15 protein-coding genes are annotated in these 15,134 nt (G+C 28.6%); 12 read left to right on the top strand and 3 right to left on the bottom strand.

The annotated features are described in order from the left end of the window. The first annotated feature begins 207 nt into the window (after window positions 1-207). The 11 genes from ACTG45_RS12695 to ACTG45_RS12645 all read left to right on the top strand — a co-directional run bounded on the left by ACTG45_RS12695 (window position 208) and on the right by ACTG45_RS12645 (window position 10,645). Window positions 208-666, top strand: coding sequence for a PTS sugar transporter subunit IIA (locus ACTG45_RS12695; RefSeq protein ID WP_021385161.1), 459 nt, complete (start codon window positions 208-210; stop codon window positions 664-666). Between the two features lie 64 nt (window positions 667-730). Continuing rightward, on the top strand, window positions 731-1,006 hold the full coding sequence (locus ACTG45_RS12690) for a PTS sugar transporter subunit IIB (RefSeq protein WP_021385190.1): 276 nt from the start codon (window positions 731-733) through the stop codon (window positions 1,004-1,006). 58 nt (window positions 1,007-1,064) lie between these two features. Continuing rightward, window positions 1,065-2,339, top strand: coding sequence for a PTS galactitol transporter subunit IIC (locus ACTG45_RS12685; RefSeq protein WP_021385204.1), 1,275 nt, complete (start codon window positions 1,065-1,067; stop codon window positions 2,337-2,339). Window positions 2,340-2,469: 130 nt separating this feature from the next. After that, entirely contained in the window at window positions 2,470-3,522 is a 1,053-nt protein-coding gene (locus ACTG45_RS12680) for a galactitol-1-phosphate 5-dehydrogenase (protein ID WP_021385173.1), read from the top strand. Further along, window positions 3,522-4,553 carry a zinc-binding dehydrogenase gene (locus ACTG45_RS12675; RefSeq protein WP_021385090.1) on the top strand — a complete coding sequence of 344 codons (1,032 nt, stop codon included), beginning with the start codon at window positions 3,522-3,524 and terminating at the stop codon, window positions 4,551-4,553. The genes ACTG45_RS12680 and ACTG45_RS12675 overlap by 1 nt, the downstream gene beginning before the upstream one ends. A 90-nt stretch (window positions 4,554-4,643) precedes the next feature. Further along, window positions 4,644-5,456, top strand: a complete 813-nt coding sequence (locus tag ACTG45_RS12670) for a transketolase (RefSeq protein ID WP_021385185.1) — start codon at window positions 4,644-4,646, stop codon at window positions 5,454-5,456. A 2-nt stretch (window positions 5,457-5,458) separates the two neighbouring features. Continuing rightward, entirely contained in the window at window positions 5,459-6,379 is a 921-nt protein-coding gene (locus ACTG45_RS12665) for a transketolase family protein (RefSeq protein ID WP_021385137.1), read from the top strand. A gap of 174 nt (window positions 6,380-6,553) precedes the next feature. Beyond that, on the top strand, window positions 6,554-7,000 hold the full coding sequence (gene rpiB / locus ACTG45_RS12660) for a ribose 5-phosphate isomerase B (protein WP_021385129.1): 447 nt from the start codon (window positions 6,554-6,556) through the stop codon (window positions 6,998-7,000). Between the two features lie 31 nt (window positions 7,001-7,031). Next, a complete protein-coding gene (locus ACTG45_RS12655) occupies window positions 7,032-7,697 on the top strand; it encodes a ribulose-phosphate 3-epimerase (protein ID WP_021385138.1) in 666 nt (221 codons plus the stop codon). Between the two features lie 110 nt (window positions 7,698-7,807). Further along, window positions 7,808-9,310 carry a phosphohexomutase domain-containing protein gene (locus tag ACTG45_RS12650; protein ID WP_479919096.1) on the top strand — a complete coding sequence of 501 codons (1,503 nt, stop codon included), beginning with the start codon at window positions 7,808-7,810 and terminating at the stop codon, window positions 9,308-9,310. 339 nt (window positions 9,311-9,649) lie between these two features. Continuing rightward, window positions 9,650-10,645: a GGDEF domain-containing protein gene (locus ACTG45_RS12645; protein WP_021385188.1), complete on the top strand. Its 996-nt coding sequence runs from the start codon at window positions 9,650-9,652 to the stop codon at window positions 10,643-10,645. 113 nt (window positions 10,646-10,758) lie between these two features. Here the strand turns inward: ACTG45_RS12645 and ACTG45_RS12640 are convergent, their stop codons facing one another. Both ACTG45_RS12640 and ACTG45_RS12635 read right to left on the bottom strand, forming a co-directional pair. Next, on the bottom strand, window positions 10,759-12,351 hold the full coding sequence (locus tag ACTG45_RS12640; protein ID WP_044213649.1) for a sensor histidine kinase: 1,593 nt from the start codon (window positions 12,349-12,351) through the stop codon (window positions 10,759-10,761). After that, the gene (locus ACTG45_RS12635; RefSeq protein ID WP_021385102.1) at window positions 12,320-13,036 is read right to left on the bottom strand and encodes a response regulator transcription factor; all 717 of its coding nucleotides are present in this window, start codon (window positions 13,034-13,036) and stop codon (window positions 12,320-12,322) included. Before ACTG45_RS12635 ends, ACTG45_RS12640 begins: the two co-directional genes overlap by 32 nt. 452 nt (window positions 13,037-13,488) lie before the next feature. Between ACTG45_RS12635 and ACTG45_RS12630 the strand changes: the two genes are divergently transcribed. After that, a complete protein-coding gene (locus tag ACTG45_RS12630) occupies window positions 13,489-14,142 on the top strand; it encodes an NUDIX hydrolase N-terminal domain-containing protein (protein ID WP_021385241.1) in 654 nt (217 codons plus the stop codon). Window positions 14,143-14,247: 105 nt separating this feature from the next. On the opposite strand, the gene ACTG45_RS12625 is transcribed toward ACTG45_RS12630, so the two are convergent. Next, window positions 14,248-15,048 carry a PIG-L family deacetylase gene (locus tag ACTG45_RS12625; protein WP_021385246.1) on the bottom strand — a complete coding sequence of 267 codons (801 nt, stop codon included), beginning with the start codon at window positions 15,046-15,048 and terminating at the stop codon, window positions 14,248-14,250. Between the last annotated feature and the right edge of the window lie 86 nt (window positions 15,049-15,134).

Here is a 15,134-nt window from a genome sequence, read left to right as displayed (position 1 = left end):
TAGTTAAGTGATTAACAAGTAAAAATTAAAATAAAAATTAAAAAAAATTTATCAATGAAAGTTAGGTAAAATCCTATAACAGAGTGGTATTTTAGGGAAAACATTTTCTTTCCTTTCACAAAAAAAGCCACTTTTTGGCACGCGACATGCTTTATATAAAGGCAAGAAAAACAAGATATAAGATAAGTGCAATTAGGAGGTGTAAATATGGAGTTTATAAATTTTGTAAGTGATAAAGTTATAAACCTTAAAATGGAGTGTAAAACAAAAGAAGATTTCTTTAAAGAAATACATAATAAAGTTTTTGAATTAGGCTTTGTAAAAGAAGAATTTGGAGAAAAAATATTAGGAAGAGAGAATGTATTTCCAACAGGTTTAAATCTAGGTGATTATGGAGTAGCCATACCACATACAGATGCAGAATATATAAAAGAGCAATTTATAGCAGTCTGTACTTTTAATGAACCAGTAGTATTTAGTTCTATGGAAGACCAAGATGAAAAAGTTCCTGTAAATTTAGCTTTTGTACTAGGACTTAATCAACCACATAGTCAATTATCTGTATTAACAGAGTTAATGGGAATTATGCAAAATAAAGAGTTAGTTGACAAGTTAATAAATTCTACTGACAAAGAAGAAGTTTTAAAGACAATAAAGTCTTTATAAAAATAAAAAATAAAAGTACTAAGAATAAAAAATAGAAAAATAAAATCATTGGGAGGAAATAAAAATGAAAAAAATATTAGTAGCATGTGGAGCAGGAATAGCAACATCAACAGTAGTTTGTGACAAGGTAGAGAGATTAGTTAAGGAAAATAATATACAAGCAGAAGTGATACAATGCAAAATAGCTGAGTGTGCAACAAAGCAAGATGGAGCAGATTTAATAGTATCTACAACTATATTACCAACAACTTATAATATACCAGCAATAAAAGCAACAGCGTATATAACTGGAGTAAATACAGCAGCATTAGATAAAAAAATATTAGATGCTTTAAAATAATCCTATCATAAATACATTGAAATCATATTTTATAAAACAGAAAAAGGAGGATTTATAAATGGATAAATTATTAGCAGTAGTACAATACATTTTAAACATGGGACCAACAGTAATACTACCAATAACAATTGTAGTCTTAGGAATGATATTTAGAATTAAGTTTACAAAAGCTCTAAAGTCAGGTCTTACAATTGGTATAGGGTTTGTGGGTATAAACTTAGTTGTAAACCTATTAACTTCAACACTAGGGCCAGCAGCTCAAGGAATGGTTGAAAGATTTGGACTTAACTTAACAGTAATAGATGTTGGTTGGCCAACAACAGCATCAGCAACATGGGCTTCACCAGTTGCACCAATATTAATACCAGTTTGTTTATTAGTAAACTTACTATTATTATACTTCAATAAAACAAAGATATTAAACGTTGATATATGGAACTATTGGCACTTTATAGTAGCAGGTGCAGTTGGATATATAGTAACAGGAAGTTATATTTGGGCTATATTCTGTGCGATATTAATGGAATTATTAGTACTATTTATTGCAGAAAAAACAGCCAAAAACGTCCAGGAATTTTACGATTTAGAAGGTATAGCATTACCAACTGGTTCAACAGCTTCATTTGCTCCACTTGGATATTTAGTAGGAAAATTTGTTGAAAAAATACCAGGAATAAATAAAATACAAGCAGACCCAGATTCTATACAAAAAAGATTTGGTATATTTGGAGAGCCAATGATGATGGGTATTATATTAGGTATAATACTTGGAGCACTTGCTGGATATGATGTAGCAGGAATATTCAATGTAGGTATATCAATGGGTGCAGTAATGTTACTTATGCCTAGAATGGTTAGAATATTAATGGAAGGTTTAATTCCAATTTCAGAATCAATAAGAGATTTCTTACAAGCAAAATATGGAGACAGAGAACTTTATATAGGACTAGATGCAGCAGTAGCAACTGGACATCCAGCAGTTATATCAACAGCTCTTATACTTGTTCCTATAACTTTATTCTTAGCTGTTATATTACCAGGAAATAAAGTTTTACCATTTGGAGACTTAGCGACAATACCATTCTATATGGCATTTATAGTATGCTTTAGAAAAGGTAATATAGTTCAATCAGTTATAACAGGAACTATAGTAATAGCTATATCACTTTACATGGCTACAAACTTTGCAGATGTTCATACACAATTATTACAACAAGCAGATATGATGCCAAAAGGAACAACAATGGTTACAAGTATAGATACAGGTGGTAACTTGCTAAAATGGGGAATATTGAAATTATCTCAATTAGTTTCTTCATTTGGAATATTCTAATATGTAGTTAATAGAGATTACTCTTTTTTAGTAAAGTATGCGAAAATTTAACATTTAGCAGCTACTAGAAAAGAGTAATATTTTTTATAAATTTTTAAAAAATACAAAATACAAGAGGAGGAGATTTATCGTGAAAGCAGCAGTATTACATGGCACAAATGATATGAGATTTGAAGATATAGAAATAAAACCATGTGAAAGTGATGAAGTAAAAATAAAAGTTATGGCAGCAGGAATATGTGGGTCAGATCCTCCAAGAGTATTAAAACATTGGAAATATCCAGTTCCAGCTATACCAGGACATGAATTTTCTGGAGTAATTGCTGAAGTTGGTAAGGATGTAAAGAATGTAAAAGTTGGAGATAGAGTAGTTGCAATTCCTTTTATACCTTGTAATGAATGTGAATATTGTAAAAGAGGATTATTTTCACTATGTGATGACCATGGAATGTTAGGAGCTAAGACTTTTGGAGCTTTTGCAGAGTATGCAAATATAAAAGCTACAAATGTATTACCAATAGGAGATATGGATTTTGAAGATGCAGCTATGATAGAGCCATTAGCAGTTGCTATGCATGGAGTACTTAATATAGGTGTTCAAGTTGGAGACACTGTAGCTGTAATGGGTAGTGGAACAATGGGACAATTAGTAATACAAGGACTTAAAATAGCAGGAGCAGGAAAAATTATAGCAGTTGATATATCTGATAATAAATTAAGAGAATCAAAGGAACTAGGGGCTGATATAATAATCAATGCTAAAGATGTTAACCCAGTAGAAAAAATAAAAGAACTTACTGATGGAAAAGGTGTTGATATAGCTCTTGAATGTGCAGGTTCAAAAATAACTCAAGAACAATGCTTACTTATAACTAAAAAGAAAAGTAAAATAGGATTTTTAGGAATAGCATATTCAGATATAACTTTATCAGAAGAAGCATTTGAAAATATATTTAGAAAAGAACTAGAATTAAAAGGTTTCTGGAATTCTTATTCAGCACCATTCCCAGGACAAGAATGGACTAAAGGAATCAACCTAGTTAATGAAGGAAAAATAAAATTAAAAGAAATGGTATCTCATAGATTTTCGCTTGAAGACACATACAAAGCGTTTGAGATGATAAGAGATAGAAAAGAAGAATTTAATAAGATATTAATTTTACCACAAGGGGTTGAAAAATAATGAAGGCAGTAGTTAAAACTAAACCAGGTTATGATAATGTAGAAGTCTTGGAAGTAGAAGAACCAAAAGCTACAGGAGACAAGGTTAAAATAAAAGTAGAATATAGTGGTATATGTGGTTCAGATATACATTCATTTAAAGGAGAATATGCAAATATAAAAGCTCCTGTAACATTAGGTCATGAATTTTCTGGAATTGTTGTAGAAATAGGAGAAGATGTTAAAAATATAAAAGTAGGAGATAGAGTTACATCAGAAACTACTTTTGCAACTTGTGAGAAATGTATATACTGTGCAACTAAAGATTATAACTTATGCTCAACTAGAAAAGGTATTGGTACTCAAGTAAATGGAAGTTTTGCTGAGTATGTATTATCAAGAGAGGAAAGTATACATGTGCTTCCTGAAAATGTATCTTTATTATCAGCAGCTCTTACAGAGCCACTAGCTTGTTGTGTTCATGCTGCTCTTGAAAAGACTACTATAGAAAGTAATGATACAGTTTTAATAATAGGACCAGGACCAATCGGTTTATTATTAGCTCAAGTTGTTAAATCTCAAGGTGCTACAGTTATAATGTCTGGAGTTACAAAGGATAAAGAAAGATTAGAAATAGCTAAAAATCTTGGTGTAGATAGAACAGTAAATGTAATGGAAGAAAATTTAGCAGATGTAATAAATGAAATGACTGATGGAAATGGAGTAAGTAAAGCCTTTGATTGTTCTGGATTTATGCCAGCAGTTAATGAAGCTTTAAGATTACTTAGAAAAAAAGGTACTTTTGTTCAAGTTGGAATATTTGCTAAGAAACTAAATGAAATGGACCAAGATGCGATAGTTCAAAGAGAATTACAATATATAGGAAGTAGATCACAAAAGCCTAGTTCTTGGATTATAGCATTGGATTTAATGAATAATGGAAAAGTAAATACAGAAGCTTTAGTTACAAGAACTGTTAGTTTAGACGAATTTAAAGAGGGTATTACAGCTTTAATGAACGGAGAAGAAATAAAAGTAGCAGTAAAATCTTAAAAAAACATTTGTATTATTTTAAAAAAAATTGTAAAATCTACTGTAGGATAAGAAATGTAAGGTCTTAAAAAATAACAGGAGGAAGAAAGTATGAGCACTCTTAGAGATCATTCTAATAACATTAGAAAAAACATAATAAAAATGGTTGCAGAAGCTAAAAGCGGACATCCAGGTGGTTCATTATCAATAGCTGACATATTGACAGTGTTGTATTTTGAGAAAATGAATGTATGTGTAGAAAATCCAAAAATGGATGATAGAGATAGATTTGTTCTATCAAAAGGTCATGCAGCACCAGCTTTATATGCCACATTAGCAGAAAAAGGATTTTTCCCAAAAGAAGAACTAATAACATTAAGAAAATTTGGTTCTAAATTACAAGGTCACCCAGACATGAAAAAAGTAGCAGGGATAGATATGTCTACTGGTTCTCTTGGTCAAGGTCTATCTGCAGCAAATGGTATGGCACTTGCAGGAAAATTAGATAACAAAGACTATACAGTGTATACTATATTAGGTGATGGAGAAATCCAAGAAGGTCAAATATGGGAAGCTGCAATGACAGCATCACATTACAAATTAGATAATTTAATTGCATTTGTTGACTTAAATGGATTACAAATAGATGGTTCTAATGAAGAAGTAATGAATGTAAATCCAGTAGATGACAAATTCAAATCTTTTGGATGGAATGTAATGGTAATAAATGGACATTCTTTTGAAGAAATAGGAAATGCAGTTGATGAAGCTAAAAAAGTTACAGGAAAACCAACTGTAATAATAGCTAAGACAGTAAAAGGTAAAGGTGTTTCATTTATGGAAAATAATGCTGCATGGCATGGAACAGCTCCAAATGCAGAACAAGCAGAACAAGCATTGAAAGATTTAGAAGGAGGTCTATAGGAATGGGAATAGCAACTAGAGAAGCTTACGGACAAGTGTTAAAAGAACTTGCAGAAAATAAAGATATAGTAGTATTAGATGCAGACTTAGGAAAAGCTACAAAAAGTATAACATTTAAAGAAGTTGCCCCAGATAGATTTTTTGATATGGGGATAGCAGAAGGTGACATGATTGGTACAGCAGCAGGTCTTGCTACTTGTGGGAAAATACCTTTTGCAAGTACTTTTGCAATATTTGCAGCAGGAAGAGGATATGAGCAAATAAGAAACTCTGTAGCATATCCAAATTTAAATGTTAAAATAGCAGCTACTCATGCAGGTGTAACAGTAGGAGAAGATGGTGGTAGCCATCAAGCTATAGAAGATATATCTTTAATGAGAGGTATACCAAATATGGTTGTATTAAATCCAGCAGATGCTTTAGAAGCAAGACAAGCTATACTTGCATCTATTGATTATAATGGACCTGTGTATATAAGATTAGGTAGAGCTGCAACTCCTGATATAAACAGTGAAAACTATAAATTTGAAATAGGAAAAGGAACTGTTTTAAGAGAAGGTTCTGATATAACAGTAATAGCTACAGGAATAATGGTAGCAAAAGCTTTAGAAGCAGCAGAAGAACTTGCTAAAGAAGGAGTAAACGTAGAAGTTATCAATATGCCTACAATAAAGCCACTAGATGAAGCATTAATAAAAGAGACTGCTAAGAAAACTGGAAAAGTAATTACAGCAGAGGAACACAGTATAATAGGTGGTTTAGGTTCAGCAGTATGTGAAGCTTTAGCAGAAACTAAAGATGTAGTGATTAGAAGAATTGGTGTTAAAGATGTATTTGGTCAATCAGGTACACCAGCTGATTTATTAAAACATTATGGATTAACTACAGAAGATATAGTAAAAAACATAAAAGAATTGTTATAGATATAAATATATCCAATTAACAAATTGATTTAATATAAATCAATTAAAGCTGTCTTAAAAATAGAAAGAAATTTCTACAATGGGACAGCTTTATTTTTACGGTACTTTATTTTTATGATAATTTAAAATATTATAAAGATAAGCAAACAAATTTATAAAAAGAGGTGTTGTTTAATGAAAATATCTATTGGATGCGACCATGGTGGTTATGAATTAAAGGAATATATAAAGGAAAACTTAATAAATAAAGGTATAGAAATTGAAGATGTAGGGACAAATTCAAAAGAAAGTGTTGATTTTCCAATATATGCAAAAAAGGTAAGCCAAAATGTTCAAAGTAAAAAATCAGATTTAGGTATACTTTGTTGTGGAACAGGGATTGGTATGTCTATTGCAGCAAATAAGTTTAAGGGAATTAGAGCTGCTGTTGTTTCAGATTGTTTTTCAGCTCAAGCTACTAGAGAACATAATAATACAAATGTACTTTGTTTAGGGGAAAGAATTATTGGAAAAGGATTGGCAATGAGAATTGTTGAAGAATGGTTAAATTCAAGTTATAATGGAGAAAGACATGCAAGAAGACTACAAATGATTGATGACATAGAAAAAGAAAACTTATAAGTATATAAAATTTATAACGAGGAGGAAAGTTATGTCTATTATTTGTGCTTCAATAATGTGTGCAGACCAAATGAAGTTAAAAAAGGAGTTAGAAGCTCTTGAAGAAGCAGATGTGAAACTACTTCATTGTGATGTTATGGATGGAATATTTGTTAAAAACTTGGCTATGGGTCCAGAACTATTAAAATCAATAAGTGAAAATACAACGATACCTTTAGATATTCATTTAGCTACAGAAACTCCAGATAAATATATTGATATGATGTCTTACATAAAACCAAAATATATTTCTTTTCATGTAGAATCAAGTGCAGATGTAAAAGCAGATATACAAAAGTTAAGAGATTATGGTATAGGACCAGTGCTAGCAATAAGTCCTCAAACAAGTGTGGATAAAATAGAAGAATATATAGGTTTGGTTGAGGGTATCTTAGTAATGACAGTAAATCCAGGATTTGCAGGTCAAAAGTTTAATCTTTCTGTGCTTGATAAGTTGGATAAACTTACAGAGATACTAAAAGATTATGATAATCCTCCATTTATAGAAGTTGATGGAAATATAAATAAAGATACTATCAAACTTATGAATGGTAAAAAAGTAGATGTATACGTTGTAGGTACTTCAGCTTTATTTAATGATAAACCTCCTATTTCATATAAAGATAAGATAAAAGAGCTAAAAGAAAGTATAAAGTAACTATGTGATAAAATTATAATAAATTTCTGTTTAATAGTGAAGAATTTAGATAGAAAAGAGAAATTTTACAATATTTAATAAAAATTTTAATTAAGTAAGGAGAATTTTTTATGGGTGACCTATATAAACTGCAAAATGGTACTGATATTAGAGGAATAGCATATGAAAATGATTCTAAGGAAGTTAATCTAACTGTAGAAGAAGTAAAAAAAATAGCTAAAGCATTTCATATTTGGCTAAAAGAAAAGACGAAGAAAGATAAGGTAACTGTTGCTATAGGAACTGATTCTAGAATAACAGGAAGCCAATTTAGAAATACTGTTATTGAAACTTTAACTAATGATAATTGTAATGTAATTGATTGTGATATTGCTACAACTCCAGCAATGTTTATGACAACTATTATGGATGGATACAATTCTGATGGGTCGATTATGATTACAGCTAGTCACTTACCATATTATTATAATGGTTTAAAGTTTTTTACAGAAAATGGTGGTCTAGAAAAAGTTGACATAAAAGAGATGTTGGATATAGCTGTTAAGAGTATTAGTGTAGATTGTGAAGAAGTAGATAAAAAAGGTGAAGTGGTAGTAAAAAATCTAATAGAAGATTACTCTAATTTATTAATAGATAAGATTAGAAAGGGTGTAAACTCAAGTAAAAACTATGAAAAGCCTTTTTCTGGGCTTAAGATATTAGTTGATGCAGGAAATGGAGCTGGAGGATTTTTTGCTGAAAAAGTTTTACACATACTGGGAGCAGATACAACAGGTAGTCAATTTTTGAACCCAGATGGTATGTTCCCAAATCATATACCAAATCCTGAAAATAAAGAAGCAATGGAAAGCATATGTAAAGCAGTAGTGGATAATAAGAGCGACTTAGGAATAATATTTGATACAGACGTAGATAGAGCTGCTATTGTAGGTAAAAATGGCAAACCAATAAATAAAAATGCCCTTATAGCTGTTATATCATCAATAATATTAGAAGAACATCCAAAAACAGCTATAGTAACTGATTCTATTACTTCAGAAGGTCTTGCTAAGTTCATAAATGAATTAGGAGGAAGACATCATAGGTTTAAAAGAGGATATAAAAATGTAATAAATGAAGCCATAAGATTAAACAGTGAAGGCGAAGAATGCCATTTAGCCATAGAGACATCTGGACATGCAGCATTAAAAGAAAATTATTTCTTAGATGATGGTGCATACCTAATAGCTAAAATTTTAATAAAAGTAGCAAAACTGTCTTTAGAAGACAAGACGATAGAAGAATTAATAGAAAATCTTGAAGAAGCAAAAGAAGAAAAAGAAGTTAGAATAGGCATTAATAAAGAAGATTTTAGACCATATGCAGAAGATATATTAAGAGATTTAGATTCTAATGTTGAAGGTATTGATGGATGGTCTGTTGCACCAAATAATTTCGAGGGTATAAGAGTTAATTGTGATGAATCAAATGGTGATGGATGGTTTTTACTTAGAATATCACTACATGAACCATTGTTGGCTTTAAATATTGAATCAAATAAGATTGGTGGAGCAGAACAAATTTATTCTAAGTTAAAAATTTTCTTAGAAAAATATGATTTAAAAGGTCTTTAAGATTAATAAAAAGCATATATTTATATTAAAGAATGGATGTAAATTTATACCTAAGATTACAAATATTACAAAATTGTAATCTTAGGTAACAGAGATGTAACTGATTATGGAAACTCTATGTGATATTATAAATACAGAGAGATGAAATACATGATGAATTATAGAGAAATATAATTTAAAATGTATTAATATCAAACCAAAAAGGTATAATCAAAAAAATATGTAAATATAAACCCCAACATTTAGAAAGAGACCTCCAAGGAGGTTTTTTTCTTTTTTAAAAACATACAATGTCATGATATAATAACTTTAGTTGAATGATAAGGGGATAATAATAATATGGTTAAAAGTGAATATATTAAGCGAGTTGAAGAATTTATAAATTCATATTTTGTAGAGAGAGATGTGAAAAAATGTATGTCTTTTTTTCATAAAAATATCTGTTGGGTTGGCACTGGAAAGTTTGAAGTAGGGAATAGTATAGAAGAAGTAGAACAGTTATTAAAGGCATATGTAAAACAGTCTCCAGAAGGTTTTAGCATAGAGAAATTATGGCTGGATAGTAGAGAATATTCAAAAAATTTATATATGGTGTTTGGCGAATATTTGGTTGGTAAGAAAACTAGGAAAGGCTATAATTTTCAAGTAGAAATAAGAGTAACCTATTTATGTATCGAATGTGAAGGGGAGATATTAATAAGTAGTGTTCATACTTCTGTTGCAAATGACTTACAGAAGGTAGGGGAGTATTTTCCAATAAGTTTGATGGAAGCAGAAAATAATAGATTAGAAGCAATTGTTCATGAAAAAACGAGGGAAATAGAAGCACAGAAAGTTATGTTAATAGAGGCAAATAAAAAACTACAGCAATTAGCCATCACTGATGAATTAACAGGTTTATTAAACCAGAGAGCAATTATTGGAAATATAAGAAAAGCTATTAAAGAAAATTTTAAACAATATGCAATAATGATAATTGATATAGATAATTTTAAAAGTGTAAATGACAATTATGGACACTTAATAGGTAATGAAGTTATAAGAGCGGTAGGTCATATGGTTCAATCATTTGAATCTCACTACTTATTTTCTGGAAGGTATGGTGGAGATGAGTTTATTATCTTATCAGAAAATATAGAGAAAGCACTGTATATAGAATCTAAGGTCCATAGTAATTTACTTGAATATAACTTCGAAGGTATAGGACATAAAATAACTGTAAGTATTGGTATCTCTGAGTGGAAAAATTTTAGTTCTTTCGAAATTTTTTTAAGTGAAGCAGACAAAAAATTATATAAAGCCAAAAAATTAGGCAAAGACAGGACTATATATTAACAAAGTTTTTTAGGTTGTAAGTTGCAATATAACTATTTTGTAATGTAATACAATTTGTAATGTAATACAAAATGACAGCTATCTTACAATTTACAACCTTATATAATTTTATATTAATTAATTTTTCTGAAAGTAAGCATTACCTTAAATAAATCAGCATCTATAATTATTTCCATGCTCGCATCTTCTAATTCAATTATATTTTGAGCTATTGATAAACCAAGACCAGAGCCATCGGTTTTTCTAGATATATCACCTCTTCTAAATCTTTCTAGCAGTTCTTCTGGTTTTAAATTTAATTTGTCATTTGAAATATTTTTAAATGTTAATATTATAGTTTCTTTTTCTACAAGCATATCTATATAGACTCTAGTATTTGGCATAGAGTATTTTAGTATATTGCTAATTAGATTCTCAAAAACTCTCCAAGTTTTTTTACCATCTATCATAGTAAATACAGCATGTTCTGGTGTTTCTATTATAAAATCTAAATCACTACTTTGAATTTTATCTTCAAACTCTACTGTACTCTGAATTAAAAGTTCCCTTATATCAGTTTTTGTTATATTAAATTCTACATCACCACTACTGAGTTTAGAAGCTTCAAATATATCTTCTATCAATAACTTTAATCTTTGTGCTTTTTTATCTAAAATACTTATATAATCATTTATAGTTTCTTTATCAAATTCATTATTTTTTAACATATCTACATAGCTTAATATAGATGTAAGTGGAGTTTTTAAGTCATGAGATACATTTGTGATAAGTTCTGTTTTCATCCTTTCATTTTTTATATTAGAATCTACAGCAGCTTCAAGACCATCTGTTATATTATTTATACTTTTGGATAAGTCAGATATTTCATCGTCTCCTATTACTTCTAGCTTGTATTTTAAATTTCCATTCTCAATATTTTTTATATTCTTTGATATGTTGTTTACATAATTAAACTTGGAAGCTAAAAAGTTATATATATAAAAGTGAAAAATTGTGTTTACAAGTGTAAATAAAATAACTATAGCTATTGCCTCAGTGTAATATATGTACATAAATAATATCAAAACTAGATATTGAATAACAGCTTGTATAACTATAGATATTAAAAATACTATAGCTAATTTTTTATTTATAGTTTTTCTATTATACATACTAAATAAGTTTGAAAAGAATATATATGTTATAGACATATCTTTTAGATTATAGCTATTATGTTTAATATTTTCATATATTATGTAGACTATAGATATAATGATAAAATTGTAGATTGTTAAATTAGTATTATAAAACATTTTAGTACTTGTAAATGCATGAAACCTTAAGAATAATAGTATCAAAATTAAGATAAGTGTAAGTTCTATTTTTACCTTAGAAAAAATATTTATGACATTTTCTAAGAATTTGACTTTAGTCTGTTTATTTTTTTTATACAATGTAAAACATAGTATAGTCAGTAAAAAACTTGATAGTATAATACCTATACAAAAAAACTGTAACTCTGTTTTTGATAAATGCAGAGAAGTGCCGAAAAAATAAAAGCAAGGTATAGCAAAGTCTCTATAATAATAGTTAATATTATAAACAAAGTTATTATTCAAATCATAAACTGCTTCAAATAATATAGAAACTAATAGAAATAGTAATAATAATAAAATAAATTTTGCTTTAGAGTCATTAATAATTAAGTTTTTCAATTTTGTAACCAATACCCCACACCACCTTTAAATATTTTGGTTCTTTTGGATTAATTTCAATTTTTTCTCGAATTCTTCTGATGTGAACAGCAACTGTTCTTTCACAGCTGAAAGCATCTTCATTCCAGACATTTTCATAAATCTCGCGAGAAGAGAAAATTTTACCTTTTCTTGATAGAAGAAGTGTAAGTATTTTATATTCAATAGGTGTCATTTTAACTTCCTCGCCATCTAAAGAAATTATTTTTGTATCTGTATTTAACTCTAGACCACCACTTTTTAGAATATAATTAGTATCCTTTGAATTGTTTAAATTGCTAAAATCGCCTAAATTTATATATCTTCTAAGTTGAGATTTTACTCGTGCAGTAAGTTCTAGTGGATTAAATGGTTTAGTTATATAGTCATCAGCACCCATGTTCAGACCTATAATTTTATCCATATCTTCTGATTTTGCAGACAAGAGTATTATAGGAATATTCTTTTTTTCTCTTATCTTAAGTGTAGTTTTAAGTCCATCTAAATTGGGCATCATTACATCCATTATTATTAATTTAACATCATTTCCAATCAATATATCTAATGCTTCCAATCCATCATATGCCTTTAAAATATTAAAGTTATCAGGTCTTAAATAGAATTCTATAGCATCAACTATTTCCTTATCATCATCCACAACCAATATATTTTGAATCAATTTATTAATCCCCCTTGAAATTTTATTTTAACCAATTTTTATTTTATACTAAAAACAGGTATTAGAAAACAGTAAGCATACTCATTATGAAATAAAACTAGTATTTTTATATTGCTAATGAATATAGTAAATGTTGAAGTATAGACGTCTATATTAATATGAACTTAAAAGTTTATGAAAGTGTTTAGTATAATTTATCACACTCCTTACCTTGTTTTAGATTTATTAATTTCTTAGGTATAAAGATATATTAACAAATATAAATAACAAATGAGTTTCATAATTATTAAGAATTTATAACAAATAATTATTTTGATGTAGTTCATTATAAATACATATAAAACATTTAAGAACAAAATTTATAGATTTTAAGGATAACATGTTTATATTCTTCAATTTAGATGTATTCATATGGTAGAATATAGGAAATAAACAAAGGAAGTGAGATTATCATGTCATATAAACTTACTAGAACATCTAAAAATACTATTTTATCAGAACCTTGGCTAAAATGGGCTATGGAGATTCAGAGTATTGCTCAATGTGGTTTAACATATTCAAAAGATGTATATGATATAGAACGATATGAACAGTTACGAAATATATCAGCAGAAATGTTGAGCTATAAAACTGATATTCCAATTGAAAAAATTAAATCCCTTTTTTGTAATGAACAAGGGTATCAAACTCCTAAATTAGATACGAGGGCAGCTATATTTAAAGATGGGAAAATACTACTTGTCCATGAAAATAATGGTAAGTGGTCTTTGCCTGGTGGATGGGTTGATGTGCTTGAATCTATCGAATCGAACACAGTGAAAGAAGTAAGAGAAGAATCTGGTCTTGAGGTAAAAGCAAAGAAAATTATTGCTATACAAGATAGAAATAAGCATAACATACCTACATACGCTTATGGAGTATGTAAAGTATTTGTACTTTGTGAGGTAATTAGTGGAGAATTTATAGAAAATATTGAAACAATTGGATTTGATTATTTTACAGTTGATGAATTACCTTTACTTGCAGAAGAAAAAAATACTCAAAAGCAAATAGAGATGTGCTTTGAAGCATATAGAGATAAGAATTGGGAAACAAAATTTGATTAGAATAAATATCATAAGTAAACGAGAAAAGGTAGTATAGCACAAAAAAGTGCTATATTACAAAATCTCAAATAAATATCTTTATCATGAATTAAGTTAAAATGAATATTATAAATTAGGAGTATGAAGTATAGCAGGGACGTTTTTATCACTAAGTAATTCATCAAATGATTTATGGTCAGATTTGTAGCCGATACCTTCTCTACATTCTAACTCGTCAACAAGCTTATATTGTTCACAAGCATTTTTTACTTTTTCATAATCTTCAGAAGAATGAGCTTTGTAAACTATCTTATTATTAAAAGTTATCTTATCAGCAAATTTGGGTTTTACAAAATATTTAACATCTTTTATCTGACCAGCATTATATAAATTTTGGATAACAGAACCATTTTTTAAATGTTGTAAATGGTCATCTAACTTGTAGGTATGTGCTATATGAGTTACACTTTTGAGATTTTCTTCAAAAGTGAGAGCAATTTTCTCCATATAATTGAAATCAGTATTACCATGTGTATTTTTTTCTGGTAATAATATTATATTTTCTCTTTTTACTCCAAGATTGTTAAGAGAAGCTAAAAATTCTCTATTTCTGTACTCTGATTTTTGTATGTCTGTAAGATTTTCATATTTTTTATATTTATTAAAAACAGATATACCACATCCAGTAGACACCAAAACTACAAATACATGATTTTTTCCTCTTTCTTTTATAGCGTTTACAATAGCACTTCCAGCCCACAATACTTCATCATCTTGATGTTGTACATAGAAGACAACATAATCTTTAAATTTTCTATTACTATAATTCACATAACTATTGAAACCTGTTAAAATCAAGCATAAAATTAAAATGATAGATAAAATTCCATACTTATTTATAGTAAATTTTTTATTCTTAAGTGTCATTTAATCATCTCCTGAAAGCTGTCTTAGTTATATTATCAAACAAAATCCTAAAAATTATTTCTCAAATCCTAAAAAATATAGAGTGG

It is taken from the genome of Clostridioides sp. LIBA-7602 (genome assembly GCF_056688945.1).
Note: the sequence above shows the minus strand (reverse complement) of the source record. Positions and strands in the feature narration are given on the sequence as shown.

Coding starts and splice junctions, on each gene's coding strand:
- ACTG45_RS12695 (WP_021385161.1), top strand. CDS start 208: ATGGAGTTTATAAATTTTGTAAGTGATAAAGTTATAAACCTTAAAATG.
- ACTG45_RS12690 (WP_021385190.1), top strand. CDS start 731: ATGAAAAAAATATTAGTAGCATGTGGAGCAGGAATAGCAACATCAACA.
- ACTG45_RS12685 (WP_021385204.1), top strand. CDS start 1,065: ATGGATAAATTATTAGCAGTAGTACAATACATTTTAAACATGGGACCA.
- ACTG45_RS12675 (WP_021385090.1), top strand. CDS start 3,522: ATGAAGGCAGTAGTTAAAACTAAACCAGGTTATGATAATGTAGAAGTC.
- ACTG45_RS12670 (WP_021385185.1), top strand. CDS start 4,644: ATGAGCACTCTTAGAGATCATTCTAATAACATTAGAAAAAACATAATA.
- ACTG45_RS12665 (WP_021385137.1), top strand. CDS start 5,459: ATGGGAATAGCAACTAGAGAAGCTTACGGACAAGTGTTAAAAGAACTT.
- rpiB (WP_021385129.1), top strand. CDS start 6,554: ATGAAAATATCTATTGGATGCGACCATGGTGGTTATGAATTAAAGGAA.
- ACTG45_RS12655 (WP_021385138.1), top strand. CDS start 7,032: ATGTCTATTATTTGTGCTTCAATAATGTGTGCAGACCAAATGAAGTTA.
- ACTG45_RS12650 (WP_479919096.1), top strand. CDS start 7,808: ATGGGTGACCTATATAAACTGCAAAATGGTACTGATATTAGAGGAATA.
- ACTG45_RS12645 (WP_021385188.1), top strand. CDS start 9,650: ATGGTTAAAAGTGAATATATTAAGCGAGTTGAAGAATTTATAAATTCA.
- ACTG45_RS12630 (WP_021385241.1), top strand. CDS start 13,489: ATGTCATATAAACTTACTAGAACATCTAAAAATACTATTTTATCAGAA.
- ACTG45_RS12625 (WP_021385246.1), bottom strand. CDS start 15,048: ATGACACTTAAGAATAAAAAATTTACTATAAATAAGTATGGAATTTTA.